Origin of the sequence: Rhodanobacter humi, assembly GCF_041107455.1 — a bacterium.
Classification (GTDB): domain Bacteria; phylum Pseudomonadota; class Gammaproteobacteria; order Xanthomonadales; family Rhodanobacteraceae; genus Rhodanobacter_A.
This window is the reverse complement of record NZ_JBGBPY010000001.1, coordinates 3319798-3338573: the sequence shown is the minus strand read 5'-3', so window position 1 is coordinate 3338573 and position 18776 is coordinate 3319798. Positions and strand designations below refer to the sequence as shown.

The window sequence follows — 18776 nt, the reverse complement described above, 5'->3', positions numbered from 1 at the left end:
GGCGGCCATCCATGGCCGCACGGCTCAATCTCGTGCGCTCGTCCTTGAACGCGAGAATCAAACGTGCGGCCATCCGTGGCCGCACGGCTCAATCTTGTGCGTTCGTCCTTGAACGCAAAAGTCAAACGGGCGGCCATCCATGGCCGCACTCTTCAAAAAGGGCCGTCCCGACCCGCTTTTGGGGGTTGGCGATTTCACTGCACGGCGCAGCCGGTATCATCCACGGTTTCATCTCGACGGCCGCCGCGCATGAGTGTCATTGTCTCGCAGATCGATCCCCGCTCCGCCGAGTTCCAGGCCAGCAGCGCGCGCCTGCGCACGCTCACCGACGAGCTGCGCCGGGAACTCGCGCGCACGGCCGAAGGCGGCGGCGCGAAGGCACGCGAGAAACACGTCGCGCGCGGCAAGCTGCTGCCGCGCGAGCGCATCCGCGCCCTGCTCGACCCCGGCTCGCCGTTCCTGGAACTGTCGCCGCTGGCCGCGCACGGCATGTACGACGACGCAGCGCCCGCCGCCGGCCTGATCACCGGCATCGGCCGCGTCAACGGCATCGAGGTGGTGGTGGTCGCCAACGACGCCACGGTGAAGGGCGGCACCTATTTCCCGATGACGGTGAAGAAGCACCTGCGTGCGCAGGAAGTGGCACTGGAGAATCGCCTGCCCTGCGTCTACCTGGTCGATTCCGGCGGCGCCTTTCTGCCGCTGCAGGACGAGGTGTTTCCCGACAAGGAACACTTCGGCCGCATCTTCTACAACCAGGCGCGGATGTCGTCGCTGAACATCCCGCAGATCGCGGTAGTGATGGGCTCGTGCACCGCCGGCGGCGCCTATGTGCCGGCGATGAGCGACGAGACGATCATCGTGCGCGAGCAGGGCACGATCTTCCTGGGCGGTCCGCCGCTGGTGAAGGCGGCGACCGGCGAAGTGGTGGACGCCGAGACGCTGGGCGGTGCGGATGTGCATACCTCGATCTCCGGCGTGGCCGACCACTACGCCGAGAATGACGCGCATGCGTTGTCGATCGCGCGCGACATCATTGGCCATCTCAACCGGACCAAGGCCATGCCGCTCGCGCTGGCCGAACCGGCGGAACCGAAATATTCCGCCGAGGAACTCTACGGCGTGATCCCCGAGGACACCCGCCGCCCGTTCGACATCCGCGAAGTGATCGCGCGCCTCGTCGACGGCTCCGAGTTCCACGAATTCAAGGCGCGCTACGGCAAGACCCTGGTCACCGGCTTCGCGCACATCCACGGCTACCCGGTGGGCATCGTCGCGAACAACGGCATCCTGTTCGCCGAGAGCGCGCTCAAGGGCGCGCACTTCATCGAGCTGTGCAACCAACGCAACGTGCCGCTGGTGTTCCTGCAGAACATCACCGGCTTCATGGTCGGCAAGAAATATGAGCAGGCCGGCATCGCCAAGGACGGCGCGAAGATGGTCACCGCGGTGGCCTGCTCGCACGTACCGAAGTTCACCGTGGTGATCGGCGGCAGCTTCGGCGCCGGCAACTACGCGATGTGCGGCCGCGCCTACGGCGCCCGCTTCCTGTGGATGTGGCCGAACGCGCGCATCAGCGTGATGGGCGGCGAACAGGCCGCATCGGTACTGGCGACGGTGAAGCGCGACGGCATCGAGGCCGCCGACAAGACGTGGAGCGCGGAAGAAGAGGATGCCTTCAAGGCGCCGACCCGCGAACAGTACGAGCGCCAGGGCCACCCGTACTATGCCAGCGCGCGGCTATGGGACGACGGCATCATCGACCCGGCGGACACCCGGCGCGTGCTGGGGCTGGCGATTTCCGCCTCGATGAATGCGCCGATCGAGCCGCAGCGCTACGGTGTGTTCCGCATGTGACCCGGCGCCCACGGTGCGGCGCCGTCCACCCTGTCACGTGGTGGCATCGCCGTTCCGTTTAACGGGCGCGCGGGCGAAAGTGCAACGGCAGCGGCTCCACCGCCATGCGGGCTTGGCCGGAAGCGCCCGGGCCGCGCGATGCGATGGGCGCTGGCGCAGCCGCAGCCGGCTTCTTCGGCCCGCAGGCGCCGCAGGTGGAGCAGCCGTCGGCGCAGTTGCCGGTGGCCTGCTTCGGCTGCAGGCGACGGGCTAGCGCCTTCGAGAAGCGCGAATCGCGTCGCGCCAGCCGGATCGACCACGCCGCCAGCCAGCGGTTGCTGAGCTGCGGCGCCAGCTTGCGAATCAGCACCAGCACGCTGGCCACCACGATCAGGCCGAGCACGATGTACTGGATCAGCAGGCCGGTGCTCATGTCAGCGCGCTCGCGATCTGGAAGGTGAGCAGGGACGCCACGTAGGCCATCACGAACATGTAACCGAACGAGATCGCCACGTTGCGCCACGACGCGGTTTCGCGCTTGATGATCGCCAGCGTGGACATGCACTGCGGCGCGTAGGCGAACCACACCAGCAGCGACAGCGCGCTGGGCAGCGAGATCTGGCTCGCCAGCGCATGCGCCAGTCCGTCGCCGGACACTTCACCGCCCACCATGTAGACGGTGGCCAGCGCCGCCACCGCGGTTTCGCGCGCGGCGAACGCCGGGATCAGGGCCAGGCTCATCTGCCAGTTGAAACCGATCGGCGTGAAGATGTGCGCGAGCCCGCGACCGATGTAGCCGGCGAAGCTGTAGTCGATCGCCGGCAGGGTCGCGCCCGCCGGCGCGCCCGGGAAGGTGGAGAGGAACCACATCAGCACGGTCAGCGCGAGGATCACGCCGGTGAGCCGCTTCAGGAAGATCGCGCCGCGCTCGTACAGGCCGATCGCCACGTCGCGGAGCTTGGGCAGCCGGTACGCCGGCAGTTCCATCAGCAGCGCATGCTCGCTGCGGTCGCGGTGCAGGTGCTTCATCACCCAAGCCACCGCCATCGCGCCGAGGATGCCCGCGAGGTACAGCGCGAACAGCACCAGCCCCTGCAGGTTGAACAGGTCGAACACGCGGTGCGCGGGGATGAAGGCGGCGATCAGCAGCGCGTACACCGGCAGTCGCGCCGAGCAGGTCATCAGCGGCGCCACCAAGATGGTGGCGAGGCGGTCGCGCGGATCCTGGATGCTGCGCGTGCCCATGATGCCGGGGATGGCGCAGGCGAAACTGGAGAGCAGCGGGATGAACGAGCGCCCGGTCAGTCCCACCGACAGCATCAGGCGATCCAGCATGAACGCCGCGCGTGGCAGGTAGCCGGATTCCTCCAGCATCAGGATGAAGAAGAACAGCACCAGGATCACCGGCAGGAAGCCGAGCACCGTGCCCAGGCCGCCGAAGATGCCGTTCACCACCAGGCTCTGCAGCGGGCCTTCCGGCATCAGCACGGCGACATGCTCGCCCAGCCAACCGAAGCCGTCGCCGATCAGGTCGCTCATCGGCTTGCCGGCGGCGTACACCGCCTGAAACACCAGGAACATCACCACCGCGAGGATGGCGAGGCCGAACACCGGATGCAGCGCCCAGCGATCCAGCGCATCGTCCAGCTTCGCGGTCGCACGCGGCATGCTCACGGTGGCGGCGAGCAGCTCGCGCACCTCGGCATGCAGGTCGGCGCGGCTGGCCGCATCGTCGGCCTGCGCCTGCGCTGGCAGTGGCAGCTCGCCGTCCACGCGCTCCACCAGCGCCCGCGCACCGCCGCGCCGAACCGCCACGGTTTCCACCACCGGCAGGCCCAGCCGGCGCGACAGCTCGGCCACGTCGATCACGATGCCGCGCCGGCGCGCCGCGTCCATCATGTTCAGCGCCAGCACCACCGGGCGGCCCAGCCGCCGCACCTCCAGCAGGAAGCGCAGGTGCAGGCGCAGGTTGGTGGCGTCGGCCACGCAGACGATCAGGTCGGGCCGCGCCTCGCCGGGGTAGTTGCCTTCCAGCACGTCGCGGGTGATCTGCTCGTCGGGGCTGACCGCGTCGAAGCTGTAGGCGCCGGGCAGGTCGAGGATCTGCAGCACGCGGCCGGACGGCGCCACGAAGCGGCCTTCCTTGCGCTCGATGGTGACGCCGGCGTAGTTCGCCACCTTCTGCCGGCCGCCGGTGAGCAGGTTGAACAGCGCGGTCTTGCCGCAGTTCGGGTTGCCCACCAGGGCGATGCGCAGCGCGTCCGCGCTCATGCGGCCTCCTCGGATCGCACGCTGACCCGGGCCGCCTCGGCGCGACGCAGGGCGAAGCGGGTGTAGCCGATCTGAATCAAGAGCGGATCGCCGCCCATCGGCGCCACCGCCGCCACCCGCACCGCCTCGCCGTCGACGAAACCGAGATCGCGCAGGCGCTGCGCAATCGGGTCGTCCGCATGGGCATCGTCCACGCGATCCACCACGGCGACGGCACCCTTCGGCAAGTCGGACAAGCGCACGGTCGATCCGATACAAATAAGAATGGTTCGCATTGTAGCCACATTTCGCATTTGTTGCAGGGCCGTCCGGGCCGTGTCGCGCGACGATTTAAGATGGCGGGATTCCCCACGCAGGATCCGGTCATGCCCACCTCCGTACAGATCACCGACCGTGCCGGCGTGCGCACGCTGGCGCTGCACCGTCCCGAGGTGCACAACGCCTTCGACGACGCGCTGATCGCCGAACTCACCGCCGCGATCGAGGGCGCCGGCCACGATCCGGCGGTACGCGCCATCGTGCTCACCGGCAGCGGCGCCAGCTTCTCCGCCGGCGCCGACCTGAACTGGATGCGCGGCATGGCCAAGGCCAGCGAGCAGGAGAACCGCGACGACTCGCTGCGCCTGGCGCGGCTGATGCGCAGCCTGCAGTTCTGCCCCAAGCCCACCCTCGCCCGCGTCAACGGCGCGGCCTACGGCGGCGGCGTGGGCCTGGTCGCCTGCTGTGACATCGCGATCGGTGCGGACGGCGCGAAGTTCGGCCTCACCGAGGTGAAGCTGGGCCTGGTACCCGCGGTGATCTCGCCCTGCGTGATCGCCGCGATCGGCCTGCGCCAGGCGCGCAAGCTGTTCCTCACCGGCGAGGTGTTCGACGCCGCCGAGGCGCAGCGCATCGGCCTGCTGCATCAGGTGGTCGCGCCCGAGGCGCTGGACGACGCCGTGGCGTTCGCGCTCAAGCTGCTCGCCAAGGCCGGCCCCGAAGCGCAGCGCGAGGCCAAGCAGCTGGCCTTCCGCATGGGCGGCCTCGACGAGCACGCCGCCGAACGCATCGACCACCGCAACGCCGAGCTGATCGCGCGCCTGCGCGTGTCGGCGGAAGGTCAGGAAGGACTCACTGCCTTCCTCGACAAGCGCGCGCCGGCGTGGATCGCCGGCTGAAGATTGCATCGGCAAGCCGCATGTTTGCTGCGCTGCGCATCGGCTGCGGCGCAGCAATCTGCTAACTTTCAAAGGCTTTGCACTGCACGTACCGGCCCAAGGAACCCGCATGTTCGAACGCGTACTGATCGCCAACCGCGGCGAGATCGCCTGCCGCGTGATCCGCAGCTGCCGCCGGCTCGGCATCCGCAGTATCGCGGTGTACTCGGAGGCGGACCGCGACGCCCAGCACGTGCGCCTCGCCGACGAGGCCTGGCCGATCGGCGGCCCGCGGCCGGCGGATTCCTACCTGCGCATCGAGGCGATCCTCGACGCGGCGAAAAAGAGCGGCGCGCAGGCGATCCATCCCGGCTACGGCTTCCTCTCCGAGAACACCGCGTTCTCGCGCGCCTGCCAGGACGCAGGCATCGTGTTCATCGGCCCCGACCCCGAGAGCATCGAGGCGATGGGTTCCAAGGCCGCCGCCAAGCACCTGATGGCGAAGCACGCCGTGCCGCTGGTGCCCGGCTACGACGGCGACAACCAGGACAACGCCTTCCTCGCCGAGCGCGCGCACGAAGTCGGCTATCCGCTGATCATCAAGCCCTCGGCGGGTGGTGGCGGCAAGGGCATGCAGATCGTGCGCTCCGACGCCGAATTCCCCGAGGCGCTGGCCACCGCGCAGCGCGTGGCGCTGGCCGCGTTCGGCGACGCCAGCATGCTGCTGGAGCGCTACATCGAGCAGCCGCGCCACATCGAGTTCCAGGTGTTCGGCGACCGCCACGGCCACGTCATCCACCTCGGCGAGCGCGAGTGCTCGGCGCAGCGCCGCTACCAGAAGGTGCTGGAGGAAACGCCCTCGCCCTTCCTTACGCCCGAGAAGCGCGCCGCGATGGGCGAAGCCGCCATCGCCGCCGCGCGCGCAGTGAATTACGTGGGCGCGGGCACGGTGGAATTCATCGTGGGCCCTGCGGGCGACTTCCACTTCATGGAGATGAATACGCGCCTGCAGGTCGAGCACCCGGTCACTGAGTTGACCCACGATGTCGATCTCGTGGAATGGCAGTTGCGTGTCGCCCACGGCGAACCGCTGCCGCTCACGCAAGACGAAGTGGTCTCGCATGGCCATGCCATCGAGGTGCGCATCTACGCCGAAGACCCCGAACAGAACTTCCTGCCCGGCTCCGGCAAGTTGCACAACCTGCGCCTGCCCGTGCCGTCGCGCCACGTGCGCCTCGACGGCGGCGTGGTCGAAGGCGACACGGTGACGATCTTCTACGACCCGATGATCGCCAAGCTGATCGTGTGGGACGCGGATCGCCCGCAGGCACTGGAACGCCTGCGCCAGGCGCTGGCCGAATGCGAGATCGAGGGCCCGAAATCCAACATCGCCTTCCTCGAACGGCTGGCGCGGCATCCGGCCGTCGTCGAAGCGCGCATCGACACCGGCTACCTCGACCGCCATCTCGGTGAATTCGTCACCGGTCAGCGCGAGCCCGACGCGTGCACGCTGTTCGCCGCCGCCACCGCCGCGCTGCTGCACGACGAGGAACACGTGGTGGCGAATCCCGCCGACCCGCATTCGCCCTGGGCCAACGCCGACGCTTGGCGCGTTGGCCATGCCGGCAAGCGCGTCATCGCGTTCACGCGCGGCGAGTCGCGTTTCGAGATCGAGGCCCACGGCCACGCCGGCGACTATGCGTTGCGCCACGGCGAGGCCAGCTGCGACGTGCATGGCGCACGGCTGGACGACGGCGCGCTCAGCGCCCGCTACGACGGCGAGGCCGAGCGCCATGCGCTGCGCAGCAACACGCGCCGCGTGTTGCTGCACGATGCCGACGGACGTCGCTGGCGCCTCGACCGCGCCGCCGCCTACGCGTGGAAGTCCAGCGACAGCAGCGGCGGCAACCAGATCATCGCACCGATGCCCGGTCGCATCGTGCTGGTGAAAGCCGGCCCCGGCGACAGTGTCAAAGAAGGCCAGGAACTGCTGGTGATGGAGGCGATGAAGATGGAGCTGGCCTTGAAGGCACCGCGCGCCGGCACCATCGAGAGCGTGTCGGCCGCGCAAGGCGATTTCGTCGAGGCCGACGCCGTGCTGGTGCGCTTCGCCAACTGATCCTGCCGAGGAGTCTCGCCGTGGCCGAACTGTTCTACAGCGATCCTTACCTGCGCAGCTGCGAGACGCAGGTGCTGCGCCACGACGAGGCCGGCCTGGTGCTGGCCGACACCGTCTGCTACCCGGTCGGCGGCGGCCAGCCGGGCGACACTGGCACGCTGCGACTGGCCGACGGCCGCGTCTGGCCCATCCTCGACACCCGCCGCGACCGCGAGACGCGCGAGATCCTGCATCAGCTGCCCGCCGATGCACCGCGGCTGGCGCCGGGCACGGCGGTCAGCCTGACGCTGGACTGGGAGCGCCGCCACCGCCACATGCGCATGCATACCGGCCTGCACCTGCTCGGCTCGCTGATCAAGGCCGGCGTCACCGGCGGCAACCTCACCGATCGCGGCGGCCGGCTGGACTTCGACCTCGGCGGCCTCGACCTTGCGCTAGCCGCGGACGCGCTCAACGCGGGCCTTGAGCGTCTCGTGGCCGCCGATGCGCCGCTGCACGTCAGCCACATCAGCGGCGCCGAACTGGCCGCGCGGCCGGAGCTGATCCGCACCATGTCGGTCACCCCGCCGCTGCACCTGCCGCAGATCCGCCTGGTGGAGATCGAAGGCGTGGACCTGCAGCCCTGCGGCGGCACCCACGTGGCGCGCACCGGCGAAGTCGGCGCGCTGCGCGTCAGCAGGATCGAGAACAAGGGCAGCCACAACAAGCGCGTGGCCGTGACTTTCGCGGATTGAGCCGAACCATGAATACTGACAACCACGTACGCATCGTCGAAGTCGGCGCCCGCGACGGCCTGCAGAATGAGAAGACCCTGCTGCCGGCCGAAGTGAAGATCGCGCTGATCGACCGGCTCTCCTCCACCGGTCTCAGGATCATCGAGGCCACCAGCTTCGTGAGCCCGAAGTGGGTACCGCAGCTCGCCGACGCGGCGGAGGTATTCACTGGTATTCGGAAGGTGCCGGGCGTGAGCTATCCCGTGCTGGTGCCGAACCTGCAGGGTTACGAACGGGCACGCGAAGTGGGCGCCACGGAGATCGCGGTGTTCACCGCGGCGAGCGAGGCGTTCAACCGCAGGAACATCAACGCCAGCATCGACGAATCCATAGCCCGCTTCATGCCCGTGCTGGAGCGCGCGCAGGCCGACGGCGTGGCGGTGCGCGGCTACGTCTCCACCGTGCTCGGCTGCCCCTACCAGGGCGAGGTTCCGGTGTCTGATGTGGTGCGCGTGGCCAAACGCCTGCACGAACTCGGCTGCCATGAGATCTCGCTGGGCGACACCATCGGCGTCGGCACGCCGGCGAAGGCGCGCGCGATGCTGCACGCGGTGGCGCAGGAAGTGCCGATGGACGCGCTGGCCGTGCATTTCCACGACACCTACGGGCAGGCGCTGGCGAACATCCTCGCCTGCCTGGAGGAAGGCGTGCGCGTGGTGGACAGCGCCGTCTCCGGCACCGGCGGCTGCCCCTACGCCAAGGGTGCCACCGGCAACGTGGCCAGCGAGGACGTGGTCTACATGCTGCACGGCTTAGGGCTGCAGACCGGCATCGACCTCGACCTGCTGGTCGCCACCGGCGCCTGGCTGGCCGCGCAGCTGCACAAGGACACCGCCAGCCGCGTCACCAAGGCACGCACCGCGGTCGGTTGAGCCGCTCGTCAACGCACTTGACTCGTTATGATCGAAGCCTTGGTCGACGAGGGGACGAACGATGCGCGCAAGCCCGATGATCCGGTGGACGGCGGCCCTCTTGCTGCTCGCGCTCTGCTCGCTCGCCGCCGCCGCGACGACGCCCAAGGGTGACTGGCTGCTGTTGCCTGACCGCGTGTGGACCGCCGACGGCGACGCCGCGCACGCCGGCTGGGCGGTGCTGGTGCACGACGGCGCGATCGTCGCGGTGGGCCCGCGCGCAAGCATCCAGGCGCCCGCCGGTGTGCAGCGCGTCGAGCTGCCCGGCGCCACGCTCACGCCCGGCCTGGTCGACCTGCATTCCCACCTGTTCCTGCATCCGTACAACGAGACGTTGTGGAACGACCAGGTGCTCACCGAGCCGCAGGACTACCGCACGCTGGAAGCCGCAAAGCACGCGCGCGACACCTTGCTCGCCGGCTTCACCGCCCTGCGCGACCTCGGCACCGAGGGCGCCGGTTTCGCCGACGTGTCGATCAAGCGCGCGATCGACGAAGGGCTGATTCCCGGCCCGCGCCTGTTCGTCGCCACCCGCGCCATCGTCGCCACCGCCAGCTACGGGCCGGGTCCGCGCGGCTTCCGGCCCGACCTGGACCTGCCGCAGGGCGCGCAGCCGGTCACCGGCACGGATGCCGCCGTGGCGGCCGTGCGCGAGCAGGCCGCGCGCGGCGCGGACTGGATCAAGCTGTACGCCGACTACCGCGTGGGCGACCACGGCCAGACCATGCCCACGTTGTCCCCGGCCGAGATCCGGGCCATCGTGGATGCCGCCCACCAGATCGGCCGTCCGGTCGCCGCGCATGCGGCCAGCGAGGCCGGCGTGCGCGACGCGGTGGAGGCCGGCGTGGACACCATCGAGCACGGCTACGGCGCCAGCGAGGCCACCTTCCGCCTGATGAAGCAGAAGGGCATCGCCTACGAACCCACGCTCACCGCGGTGGAAGCCACCGCCGAGTACTTCCAGCACTACGTGCCCGGACAGTCCGCGCCGACGCCGACCATGCAGGAGTCCGCGCGCGCGTTCCGCACCGCGCTGAAGTTGGGCGTGACGATCGGCAACGGCAGCGACGTGGGCGTGTTCGCGCACGGCGAGAACTGGCGCGAACCGGCCGCGATGGTGGCCGACGGCATGACGCCCGCGCAGGCGCTGCACGCCGCCACCGATGTGGCGGCGAAGATCCTGCGCCAGCAGGCCGTGTTCGGCCGCGTCGCGCCCGGCCTGCACGCCGACCTCGTCGCCTTTGCGGGCGATCCGAGCACGCACATCGGCGACCTTGCGCATCCGGTATTCGTGATGAAGGACGGCGCCGTGTATCGCACACCTGCAGGCACGCCATGACCGACGCCTTCCTGATCCGCTCCATCGAACCGCGCGACGATGTCGCGATGGCCGCGATCATCCGCGCGGTGATGCCCGAGTTCGGCGCCGACGGCCCCGGTTTCGCGATCCACGATGCCGAGGTGGACGCGATGTACGCGGCCTACGCGCAGCCACGCTGCAGCTACTTCGTGGTCGAGTGCGACGGCGTGGTGGTCGGTGGCGGCGGCGTGGCGCCGCTGGCCGGCGGCGAGGCGGACGTGTGCGAGCTGCGCAAGATGTATTTCCTGCCGCAAGCGCGTGGCATCGGCGCCGGTACGGCAATGATGCAGCGCTGCCTCGATGCGGCGCGCGCGCACGGCTTCCGTCGCTGCTACCTGGAAACACTCACCGGCATGGATGCAGCGCAGGCGCTGTACCAGCGCAGCGGCTTCGTGCCGATCTGCGCTCCGCTGGGCGGTACCGGCCACCACGGCTGCGACCGCTGGTTCATCCGCGAATTGTGAGGTGACGCCATGAACAAGCACGATCCGCGCGTCGACGCCTACATCGCCAAATCCGCCGAGTTCGCCCGGCCCATCCTCGAACAGCTGCGCGCCGCGGTGCACGCCACCTGTCCCGAGGTGGAGGAGGGCATCAAGTGGAGCATGCCGTTCTTCAGCTACCAGGGTGCGCCGATGTGCCACATGGCCGCGTTCAAGCAGCATTGCAGCTTCGGCTTCTGGCTGGCCAAGGACGTCACCGGCGGCAACGACGGGGACGGCATGGGCCAGTTCGGCAAGCTCGCCTCGCTGAAGGACCTGCCGCCGAAAAAGGAACTGGCCGCCCTGCTCCGCAAGGCGATGGCCTTGAACGGGGCCGGCGTGAAACACGTGCGTCCCAAGCCAGGCAGCAAGCCGCCGCCGGTGCCACCCGAGGATCTCGCCGCGTTGCTCGCGCAACGGCAGCACGCTGCCGCGCGCAAGACCTGGGCAGCCTTCCCGCCCGGCGCGCAGCGCGAATACGTCGGCTGGATCACCGAGGCCAAGACCGATGCCACCCGCCAGAAGCGCCTCGCCACCACGCTGGAGTGGCTGGCCGAGGGCAAGCGGCGCAACTGGAAGTACGAAGCATGCTGAAGGCCACCGTCCGATGATCCGCATCGCCCGCGGCGAGGATGCCGCCGCCACCCACGCGATCTACGCGCCGCACGTCACGGACGGCGTCGCCACTTTCGAGAACGTGCTGCCCGGCGTCGACGCCATGCGCGAACGCATCCTAGCCCGCCTGCCGCGTTACCCGTGGCTGGTGTGGGAGGAAGCCGGCGAGGTGCTGGCCTATGCCTATGCGGGCCGCTTCCGCGAGCGTGCCGCCTACGACTGGATCGCCGAGACCTCGATCTACGTGCATCCCGATGCGCAGCGCCACGGCATCGCACGCCGGCTCTACGGCACCCTGCTCGACACGATGCGCCTGCAAGGCCTCACCCAGGCGGTGGGCGTGATCACCTTGCCCGGTACGACCAGCGTGGCCTTCCACGAATCGCTGGGCTTCGCGGCCGCCGGCGTGTGGCGGCAGTGCGGCTGGAAGCTGGGGCGCTGGTGGGACGTGGGCGTATGGCAGATGGAGCTGCAAACGGCAACGCTTCCGCCACCGGCGGTGACGCCGTTCGCGGCGCTTGCCGCAACTCCGGCGCTGCATGCCCTGCTGGGCCGAGTCCCATGACAAAACGGCGCGCCCGCACCGCGGACGCGCCGTCATGCCGCCTGTGCAGGCCGGCCTCAGTGGTTGAGCAGCAGGTCGACGATCACGCCGGTGGTGATCGCCACCAGCAGGAAGTCGCCGTTGTCGCTGCGCACCCAGTGGTAGCCGCGCGGCGGCTCGCGCAGACGGTCGGCGCGCCAGTCGTACACCACATAGCGAGACTCACGGTATTCCACCGGCAGATAGCCGCCGCGCCTGTACCAGCCCTCGTGCTCGCCGCGATCATGCCAGTTCTTGTAGTGGCCGTAGGCGTGGCCGCGGCCATGCCCGTGGCCACGATCGTCGCCATCGTCGTGACGCACGTAGCGGTCGCCACCGTCGTCGTGGCCGCGGCCGCGATCGCCATCGTCCTGGTGTTGACGGTCATGCCCCCGGTCGTGCCCGTGGTCGTAGTCCTGCGCCAGCGCAGTGCCGCCGGCCAGCATCAGCATCACGCCACACACGACAGACAGACTCTGCAGCTTCTTCATGGTGATCTCCACTCGATGGATCATGGAACCCGCCCGCATCGTACCGGCGGTCGCCCGGCTCCCCCGTGCGACCCGGCACAAAACTCGTCTCCGGCGCCCCAACCCGGCATGAACCGCCCGAACCCGGCAGGTTTCGCGTTCAGCCTGCAGCAACCGCCGCCGCTCGGCTAACATTACCGCCTTTCGGCATCCGTTTCGGGAACTTCCATGCAGCTCGATCAGGTCAAGGCGATCATCACCGGCGGCGCCTCCGGTCTCGGCCACGCAGTGGCGCAGCACCTCGTCGCCCACGGCGGCCAGGTGGCGCTGTTCGACGTCAACGAGGAAAAGGGCCAGGCCGCCGCCCAGGCGCTGGGCAAAGCCGCGCGTTTCTACAAGACCGACGTCACCAGCGAGGACGGAGTGACCGCCAACGTGGCCGCCGCACGCGAGGCGATGGGCGGGCTCAACGTGGTGATGAACTGCGCCGGCATCCTCGGCGCCGGCCGCGTGCTGGGCAAGGAAGGCCCGATGCCGCTCTCCACCTTCGCCAGCACCGTGATGGTGAACCTGGTCGGCAGCTTCAACGTGGCCAAGGCCGGCGCGGCGCTGATGCAGGGCAACGAGGCGGGCGAGGATGGCGAGCGCGGCGTGATCGTCAACACCGCCAGCGTCGCCGCCTACGAAGGCCAGATCGGCCAGGCCGCCTACTCGGCATCGAAGGGCGGCGTGGTCGGCATGACCTTGCCAATGGCGCGCGAGCTGTCGCGCTTCGGCATCCGCGTGGCGACCATCGCACCGGGCATCTTCTGGACGCCGATGGTGGACGGCATGCCCGAGGCCGTGCAGCAGTCGCTGTCCGCATCGATCCCGTTCCCCTCGCGCCTCGGCAAGCCCGAGGAGTTCGCGCAGACCGTGGCCTTCATCCTCGGCAACCGCTACATCAACGGTGAAACGATTCGCCTCGATGGCGCGGTGCGGCTGCAGCCCAAGTAAGCGAGGAGTGAGTGGAGAGGAGTGAGAAGTGAGAAAAGCTCGCCTCACCACTCCACCATGCCTTGCTGCTCTTCTCTCACTCCTCACTCCTACTCACTCACTTCTGCATTTATGAAAGCTTCCGACGTCAAGAAAGGCAACGTGGTCGAGCACGAAGGCACCGTCTACCAGGTGCGCGACATCGAGCGCAGCTCGCCCACCGCGCGCGGCGGCAACGTCACGTTCCGCTTCACGCTGTATTCCATCCCCGGCGGGCGCAAGTACGACCTCAGCCTGCGCGCCGACGACGACCTGAAGGAAATGGACCTGGTGCGCCGCGCCGCGAACTTCTCCTACAAGGACGGCGACGCCTTCGTGTTCATGGACGCGGAGGACTACACCCAGTACCTGCTCGGCCCCGAACTGGTGGGCGACAACGCCGGCTACGTGGTCGAGGACGTGGAAGGCTTCTACGTGCAGCTGATCGACGACGCGCCGGTCGGCCTGCAGGTGCCCACCAGCGTGGTGCTCACCGTGGTCGACACCGCGCCGGAGTTGAAGGGCGCCAGCGCCACCAAGCGCACCAAGCCCGCCAAGCTCAACACCGGCGTGGAGATCCAGGTGCCCGAGTACATCACCAACGACGAGAAGGTGTGGGTGAACACGCTGACGGGCGAGTTCGCCGGCCGCGCCTGACGTGCCACGACGGCGCCGGCTTGCCGGCGCCGCTCCCGCCATCACCCCGCTTCAGGCAGCATCGCGGACAAGTCCGTCACACCCACATCGATGCCAGCCTGGCTGAGCAGCGTGGTGACCTGCCCGCGGTGATGGGTCTGGTGGTTGAAGAAGTGCTGCATCAGGTGCCCGAACTTCCGGGTGAATGCCTGCCCCGCGCGATTCCGGTAGTCCAGCGTCTGCTCATACGCTTCGTCCGTCGCTTCCGCGCAGAACGCGACTGTCGTTTCGTCCATCGCCATGCGCGCCTCGCGCAGCCGCTCGAACTCCGGGTGAAGGATCTCCGCGAGCGTGTATGGATGCGGCAATGCCCGCACGGGTTCGAGCGCGCGGAATGCCGCCGGATGATCGGCGAACCGCTTCAGCCAGATGGTATCGGCCACCAGCAGGTGGTTGAGCGTCCCGAACACCGAGCCGAAGAACGCACCCCGGTCCTCGCGCATCGCCGTTTCGCCCAGCCGCGCCGCCGCGTCGTAGAGCTTTTCGTTCATCCACCGGTTGTAGCCGGCCAGCAATTCGAAATGGTTCTTGAGCGACATCGTCGGAATCCAGCGGGGGCCATATCCGATGGTAGTGAACCTGGCGATGATCGGGACAGTTGCGTGCGACGTAAGGCAGAATCCCCGCATCCCCGCCGGCCACGCACCCCATGTCATCCAGCGCCTACTCCCTGCGCGCCCAGCTCGTCGAAAGCCTGACCCACATCAAGCGGCCGGACGTGCCGCTGTGGGTGGTGCTGCGCAATACCCTCGCGGTGGTCCTGCCGCTGGGCGTGGGCCTGGCCATGGGGTATCCGGAGGTCGGCCTGGGTGTGGGCGCCGGCGCGCTGGACACGATGTTCTCCGACCAGCCCGGCCCCTATCGCCAGCGCATGCGCCGGCTGCTGTTGGCGGCGCTGGTGGCGGGGCTCGCCGCGCTGCTGGGCTTCACCATCGGCGGCCAGCTGTTGCCGATGCTGCTGGCCACCGCCGCGTTCGGCTTCTGCGGCGGCATGCTGGTGGTGTTCGGCGCGGATGCCGCGCGTGTGGGCATGACCAGCATGATCCTGCTGGTGATCGCCGCCGCCACGCCAATCTCGTCCACGAACGCCCTGCTCGCTTCCGCCCTGATCGCCTGCGGCGGCCTGCTGCTCGCCCTGCTCGCGGTGGCGGCCTGGCCGCTACAACGCTATCGCCCGGAGCGCCATGCGCTGGCCGAGGTGTATGCGGGACTCGCCGCGCTGGCGCGGCAGCCCGGCCAGGACAATGATGCGAACCCCGCGCTTACCGACGCGATGACCGCGCTGCAGCACACCTTGCTCGGGCGCTACCGCGCGCACGGCCGTGCGATGGAAGCGTTCGCCGTGCTGCTGGAGCTGGCCGAACGCATCCGGCTGGAATTGATGGCGATATCCGAGCTGCATGCCGCTCCGGCGGCGCATGCCCGCTATCGCCTGCGCGCCGCACGCGTGCTGGATGCCGTCGCGCGCGCGCTGGAAAACGCCGAGCCGCCACAACGCGCGGAACGCGCCCTGGCGGCCTTGCGCAACGACACCCGCGCCGTGCCCGACGCCTTGACCGCGCATCTGCGCGCACTGGACGGCCAGCTCGCCGCCGCGGTGCGCAACGCGAACTGGGCCGGCAGTCGCGGCGAACTGCGGGCGGCGGCAGCGGAGACGCAACTGCCGCGCACGCTGCAGAGCGGCTCGGTGCGCGCGATGCTGCGCGCCAACCTCACGCCGCGCTCGGTGGCGTTCCGTCATGCCGTGCGCATGGCGGTCTGCCTCAGCGTGGCGTTGCTGGTCTCGCGGCTGTTCCAGCTGCCGCACGGCTACTGGCTGCCGATGACCGCGGCGATCGTGCTGCGCGCGGACTTCTCGGCCACCTTCAACTTCGGCCTGCTGCGCGTGGTGGGCACGGTGCTGGGCCTGGTGCTGACCACCGCCCTGCTGCACCTCACGCCGGACTCGCCGTGGGCGCACCTCGCGCTGATGGCGTTGCTGTGCATGGCGTTCCGCTGGCTGGCCAACGCGCACTACGGCATCGCGGTGGCCGCGCTCACCGGCACCGTGGTGATCCTGCTCGCGTTCGAGGGCGTCGATTCCGGCGTGGCGGTGACCGACCGCGTGATCAACACCGCGCTGGGCTGCGGCATGGCGATGCTGGCTTATCTCGCCTGGCCCACCTGGGAGCGCGGGCGTGCGCACGACGCGCTGGCCGAGATGCTTGACGCCTACACCGGCTACCTGCGCGCGCTGGCGCATCCGGAACAGCGCGAGGCGCAGCGCGAGACGCGCAGCCTGGCACGCACCGCGCGCAGCAACGCGCTGGCCTCGCTGGAACGCATGCGGGCGGAACCGGGCACGCCGCCGTCGCTGCTGGAACTGGCGCGCGCGCTGTTCGCCAACGGCAACCGGCTGGCGCGCACCGCGATGGCGCTGGAAGCGCTGGGCGATGCGTCGCCCACGCGACCCGCCGCCGCGAACGCCTTCGTCGCCACCTGCGCGGATGCCGTGCAGGTCGTCGCCACCGCCCTGCACGAGCAGCGCGCCCCCGATGCCCTCCCCGACCTGCGCGCGCTGCAGCAGGCGCTGCGCGCCTCGCTGCAGGCCGAGGGGCACGCCGAGGCCGAATCGCTGGTCCGGCTCAGCGACCGCCTGACCGACAACATCGACACCCTGACCCACGTGCTGCGGCGCGCGTGCCCGGCAGCCGCGGGGTAACCAGGGTCAGGCGGCATCCGTCCACGTCGACTCGATGTCGCCCTTCACCGCCTCGTCAATGGCCGCCGTGGACATGCCGAGCATCCCATGCACGCAGCCGTGCCGCATGCCGGCGTAATCGCCGTCATGGCGAAAGGTCGCCGTCCAGTTGACGCGACCTGCGCTCGCCAGCTGGTAGTCCCCTTCATAGGTAAACCCGTTGCTGGTCTTGCCGGAGACATTGCCCATGGCTGAAGCCTCTTGGCTCGATCGTCCCGACAGCATAGGCCTTTGCGACGCCATGGCGCCTGTTTGCAAAACGACGTGCTGCCTCAGCCCTCCTTTTCCGGCAATCGCGAGTACCCGTTGTCGTCTCCATGAAGCGACAAACCGGAGGTAACTTTCCCCGTATCCCGACGAATGGATGGAAGACCGGCGCAATCCCGGTCGCCTGAAAGCACCGCAGGGCGACTCCAGACCGGGTCGTCATTCCGAACCGTTTCAGTCGAGGACACGCACATGAAAAAATCAGCCTGTGGCATCGGCTTGCTTTCGCTGATCATTGCCGGCGGCGTGGCCGCCCAAGGCACTTCGCCATCGGGGGACGACCAGGCACTGGTCGTGACCGCGTCGAACACGACGCACAAGAGGTAACTTTCCCCGTATCCCGACGAATGGATGGAAGACCGGCGCAATCCCGGTCGCCTGAAAGCACCGCAGGGCGACTCCAGACCGGGTCGTCATTCCGAACCGTTTCAGTCGAGGACACGCACATGAAAAAATCAGCCTGTGGCATCGGCTTGCTTTCGCTGATCATTGCCGGCGGCGTGGCCGCCCAAGGCACTTCGCCATCGGGGGACGACCAGGCACTGGTCGTGACCGCGTCGAACACGACGCACAACCAGCTCATGGTCTACAACACGGCAGGCGCCCTGCTCGAACAGCTTCCTACCGGCGGCGCGGGAGGCGTCAGCGGCAACGCCGGCGGCATCGCCCAGGATCACGATCGACTCGCCGTGGTCAATTTCGGCTCGGGCAACGTATCGATCTTCGGGAAGGACCGCGGGCACGCCGCCCTGCGTTTCGAGAAGCTTGTCCCGGCCCTCACAAACCCCGTGAGCGTCGCCTTCGGCAACCATCACCTGTACATCCTGACCGCGTCCTACATCGAATCGCACCGGATCGACCGCTACGGCGTCGAAGCGGCGGCGGACGGCGAAGCGAAACTGGTCATTGGCGACGGCTCGGCCGCGCAGGTTGGAACGCTGCGGGGCCAACTGGTCATCAGCGAAAAGAGCAATGCGATTGAAACCGTCAACCTCGATGGACAAGGCGCGGTCAGCGGAGCGACCATGCTGGTTGCCCATATCCCCGCCAACGTCAATGCGCCGTTCGGCCTGGCCACGCGCGGCAACGACGCCTACGTGACGATTGCCCATGCGAACGAGATCAGCCTGGTCCGGCACGACGCCGTGCTGGCCGTCACCGGTTCGGGCACCCAGTCCGCACCATGCTGGGTGACGCTGGACGGGCCCTTCCTGTTCTCGGCCAATTCGCCGAGCAAGTCGGTGTCGCGGTATGCCGTCTACGGCGAAAAAATCATCCAGGACGCGGCGGTCGTCACGACCTTCAATGGCAACCCGACCGACATCACCTACCGCAATGGCCTGGCCGCGGTGATCGATGCCAACGGCAGCGTCTCGCACGTCTCCATTTTCGACGTCGACGGGGACGGCAACTTCACCTTGAAAGGTCTGGCCACCATCAACAGCACCGCCACGAACGGCGTCGCCATCGTGCCCGAGGATCGCGATTCCAGTTGGTGATGCA

20 protein-coding genes are annotated in these 18776 nt (G+C 68.8%); 14 read left to right on the top strand and 6 right to left on the bottom strand.

Annotated elements, in window-relative coordinates; translation table 11 throughout:
* Positions 1 to 249 precede the first annotated feature (249 nt).
* Positions 250 to 1857 carry a carboxyl transferase domain-containing protein gene (locus AB7878_RS14920; RefSeq protein WP_369495113.1) on the top strand — a complete coding sequence of 536 codons (1608 nt, stop codon included), beginning with the start codon at positions 250 to 252 and terminating at the stop codon, positions 1855 to 1857.
* A 58-nt stretch (positions 1858 to 1915) separates the two neighbouring features.
* Here AB7878_RS14920 and AB7878_RS14915 read toward each other — a convergent pair whose 3' ends face one another.
* Genes AB7878_RS14915 through AB7878_RS14905 form a run of 3 tightly spaced genes read right to left on the bottom strand, consistent with a single transcriptional unit; the run spans position 1916 to position 4349 of the window.
* On the bottom strand, positions 1916 to 2269 hold the full coding sequence (locus AB7878_RS14915) for a DUF6587 family protein (protein ID WP_369495112.1): 354 nt from the start codon (positions 2267 to 2269) through the stop codon (positions 1916 to 1918).
* Entirely contained in the window at positions 2266 to 4107 is a 1842-nt protein-coding gene (feoB, locus tag AB7878_RS14910) for a ferrous iron transporter B (protein ID WP_369495111.1), read from the bottom strand. The genes AB7878_RS14915 and feoB overlap by 4 nt, the downstream gene beginning before the upstream one ends.
* The gene (locus AB7878_RS14905; RefSeq protein ID WP_369495110.1) at positions 4104 to 4349 is read right to left on the bottom strand and encodes a FeoA family protein; all 246 of its coding nucleotides are present in this window, start codon (positions 4347 to 4349) and stop codon (positions 4104 to 4106) included. The genes feoB and AB7878_RS14905 overlap by 4 nt, the downstream gene beginning before the upstream one ends.
* Before the next feature lie 123 nt (positions 4350 to 4472).
* Here AB7878_RS14905 and AB7878_RS14900 point away from each other — a divergent pair, with 123 nt between their 5' ends.
* The 8 genes from AB7878_RS14900 (at position 4473) to AB7878_RS14865 (ending at position 12068) form a co-directional block, all read left to right on the top strand.
* Positions 4473 to 5264 carry an enoyl-CoA hydratase-related protein gene (locus tag AB7878_RS14900; protein ID WP_369495109.1) on the top strand — a complete coding sequence of 264 codons (792 nt, stop codon included), beginning with the start codon at positions 4473 to 4475 and terminating at the stop codon, positions 5262 to 5264.
* A gap of 109 nt (positions 5265 to 5373) precedes the next feature.
* The gene (locus AB7878_RS14895) at positions 5374 to 7362 is read left to right on the top strand and encodes an ATP-binding protein (RefSeq protein WP_369495108.1); all 1989 of its coding nucleotides are present in this window, start codon (positions 5374 to 5376) and stop codon (positions 7360 to 7362) included.
* Between the two features lie 20 nt (positions 7363 to 7382).
* Positions 7383 to 8096: an alanyl-tRNA editing protein gene (locus AB7878_RS14890; protein WP_369495107.1), complete on the top strand. Its 714-nt coding sequence runs from the start codon at positions 7383 to 7385 to the stop codon at positions 8094 to 8096.
* A gap of 8 nt (positions 8097 to 8104) precedes the next feature.
* Positions 8105 to 9007 carry a hydroxymethylglutaryl-CoA lyase gene (locus AB7878_RS14885; protein ID WP_369495106.1) on the top strand — a complete coding sequence of 301 codons (903 nt, stop codon included), beginning with the start codon at positions 8105 to 8107 and terminating at the stop codon, positions 9005 to 9007.
* A gap of 61 nt (positions 9008 to 9068) precedes the next feature.
* Entirely contained in the window at positions 9069 to 10385 is a 1317-nt protein-coding gene (locus AB7878_RS14880; protein WP_369495105.1) for a metal-dependent hydrolase family protein, read from the top strand.
* On the top strand, positions 10382 to 10870 hold the full coding sequence (locus tag AB7878_RS14875) for a GNAT family N-acetyltransferase (RefSeq protein WP_369495104.1): 489 nt from the start codon (positions 10382 to 10384) through the stop codon (positions 10868 to 10870). The genes AB7878_RS14880 and AB7878_RS14875 overlap by 4 nt, the downstream gene beginning before the upstream one ends.
* Positions 10871 to 10879: 9 nt before the next feature.
* Positions 10880 to 11482 (top strand): YdeI/OmpD-associated family protein, encoded by a 603-nt coding sequence (locus tag AB7878_RS14870; protein WP_369495103.1) that lies wholly within the window; start codon positions 10880 to 10882, stop codon positions 11480 to 11482.
* A 13-nt stretch (positions 11483 to 11495) separates the two neighbouring features.
* Positions 11496 to 12068: a GNAT family N-acetyltransferase gene (locus AB7878_RS14865; RefSeq protein ID WP_369495102.1), complete on the top strand. Its 573-nt coding sequence runs from the start codon at positions 11496 to 11498 to the stop codon at positions 12066 to 12068.
* Positions 12069 to 12124: 56 nt separating this feature from the next.
* On the opposite strand, the gene AB7878_RS14860 is transcribed toward AB7878_RS14865, so the two are convergent.
* Positions 12125 to 12601, bottom strand: a complete 477-nt coding sequence (locus AB7878_RS14860) for an RcnB family protein (RefSeq protein WP_439653804.1) — start codon at positions 12599 to 12601, stop codon at positions 12125 to 12127.
* 183 nt (positions 12602 to 12784) lie between these two features.
* Between AB7878_RS14860 and AB7878_RS14855 the strand changes: the two genes are divergently transcribed.
* Positions 12785 to 13552, top strand: coding sequence for an SDR family NAD(P)-dependent oxidoreductase (locus AB7878_RS14855; RefSeq protein ID WP_369495101.1), 768 nt, complete (start codon positions 12785 to 12787; stop codon positions 13550 to 13552).
* A 111-nt stretch (positions 13553 to 13663) separates the two neighbouring features.
* On the top strand, positions 13664 to 14227 hold the full coding sequence (gene efpL, locus AB7878_RS14850; RefSeq protein WP_369495100.1) for an elongation factor P-like protein EfpL: 564 nt from the start codon (positions 13664 to 13666) through the stop codon (positions 14225 to 14227).
* 41 nt (positions 14228 to 14268) lie between these two features.
* On the opposite strand, the gene AB7878_RS14845 is transcribed toward efpL, so the two are convergent.
* Entirely contained in the window at positions 14269 to 14805 is a 537-nt protein-coding gene (locus tag AB7878_RS14845) for a DinB family protein (RefSeq protein ID WP_369495099.1), read from the bottom strand.
* A gap of 110 nt (positions 14806 to 14915) precedes the next feature.
* On the opposite strand from AB7878_RS14845, the gene AB7878_RS14840 reads away from it, so the two are divergent.
* The gene (locus AB7878_RS14840; protein WP_369495098.1) at positions 14916 to 16967 is read left to right on the top strand and encodes an FUSC family protein; all 2052 of its coding nucleotides are present in this window, start codon (positions 14916 to 14918) and stop codon (positions 16965 to 16967) included.
* A 6-nt stretch (positions 16968 to 16973) separates the two neighbouring features.
* Here the strand turns inward: AB7878_RS14840 and AB7878_RS14835 are convergent, their stop codons facing one another.
* Complete coding sequence (locus AB7878_RS14835; protein ID WP_369495097.1) at positions 16974 to 17195, bottom strand: TonB-dependent receptor; 222 nt, start codon at positions 17193 to 17195, stop codon at positions 16974 to 16976.
* A gap of 270 nt (positions 17196 to 17465) precedes the next feature.
* Between AB7878_RS14835 and AB7878_RS14830 the strand changes: the two genes are divergently transcribed.
* Together AB7878_RS14830 and AB7878_RS14825 are read left to right on the top strand one after the other, a co-directional pair.
* Positions 17466 to 17600, top strand: coding sequence for a hypothetical protein (locus AB7878_RS14830; RefSeq protein ID WP_369495096.1), 135 nt, complete (start codon positions 17466 to 17468; stop codon positions 17598 to 17600).
* A gap of 119 nt (positions 17601 to 17719) precedes the next feature.
* Positions 17720 to 18772: a hypothetical protein gene (locus AB7878_RS14825; protein WP_369495095.1), complete on the top strand. Its 1053-nt coding sequence runs from the start codon at positions 17720 to 17722 to the stop codon at positions 18770 to 18772.
* The last annotated feature ends 4 nt before the right edge of the window (positions 18773 to 18776 follow it).

Coding starts and splice junctions, on each gene's coding strand:
- AB7878_RS14920 (WP_369495113.1), top strand. CDS start 250: ATGAGTGTCATTGTCTCGCAGATCGATCCCCGCTCCGCCGAGTTCCAG.
- AB7878_RS14915 (WP_369495112.1), bottom strand. CDS start 2,269: ATGAGCACCGGCCTGCTGATCCAGTACATCGTGCTCGGCCTGATCGTG.
- feoB (WP_369495111.1), bottom strand. CDS start 4,107: ATGAGCGCGGACGCGCTGCGCATCGCCCTGGTGGGCAACCCGAACTGC.
- AB7878_RS14900 (WP_369495109.1), top strand. CDS start 4,473: ATGCCCACCTCCGTACAGATCACCGACCGTGCCGGCGTGCGCACGCTG.
- AB7878_RS14895 (WP_369495108.1), top strand. CDS start 5,374: ATGTTCGAACGCGTACTGATCGCCAACCGCGGCGAGATCGCCTGCCGC.
- AB7878_RS14885 (WP_369495106.1), top strand. CDS start 8,105: ATGAATACTGACAACCACGTACGCATCGTCGAAGTCGGCGCCCGCGAC.
- AB7878_RS14880 (WP_369495105.1), top strand. CDS start 9,069: ATGCGCGCAAGCCCGATGATCCGGTGGACGGCGGCCCTCTTGCTGCTC.
- AB7878_RS14875 (WP_369495104.1), top strand. CDS start 10,382: ATGACCGACGCCTTCCTGATCCGCTCCATCGAACCGCGCGACGATGTC.
- AB7878_RS14870 (WP_369495103.1), top strand. CDS start 10,880: ATGAACAAGCACGATCCGCGCGTCGACGCCTACATCGCCAAATCCGCC.
- AB7878_RS14865 (WP_369495102.1), top strand. CDS start 11,496: ATGATCCGCATCGCCCGCGGCGAGGATGCCGCCGCCACCCACGCGATC.
- AB7878_RS14860 (WP_439653804.1), bottom strand. CDS start 12,601: ATGATCCATCGAGTGGAGATCACCATGAAGAAGCTGCAGAGTCTGTCT.
- AB7878_RS14855 (WP_369495101.1), top strand. CDS start 12,785: ATGCAGCTCGATCAGGTCAAGGCGATCATCACCGGCGGCGCCTCCGGT.
- efpL (WP_369495100.1), top strand. CDS start 13,664: ATGAAAGCTTCCGACGTCAAGAAAGGCAACGTGGTCGAGCACGAAGGC.
- AB7878_RS14845 (WP_369495099.1), bottom strand. CDS start 14,805: ATGTCGCTCAAGAACCATTTCGAATTGCTGGCCGGCTACAACCGGTGG.
- AB7878_RS14840 (WP_369495098.1), top strand. CDS start 14,916: ATGTCATCCAGCGCCTACTCCCTGCGCGCCCAGCTCGTCGAAAGCCTG.
- AB7878_RS14835 (WP_369495097.1), bottom strand. CDS start 17,195: ATGGGCAATGTCTCCGGCAAGACCAGCAACGGGTTTACCTATGAAGGG.
- AB7878_RS14830 (WP_369495096.1), top strand. CDS start 17,466: ATGAAAAAATCAGCCTGTGGCATCGGCTTGCTTTCGCTGATCATTGCC.
- AB7878_RS14825 (WP_369495095.1), top strand. CDS start 17,720: ATGAAAAAATCAGCCTGTGGCATCGGCTTGCTTTCGCTGATCATTGCC.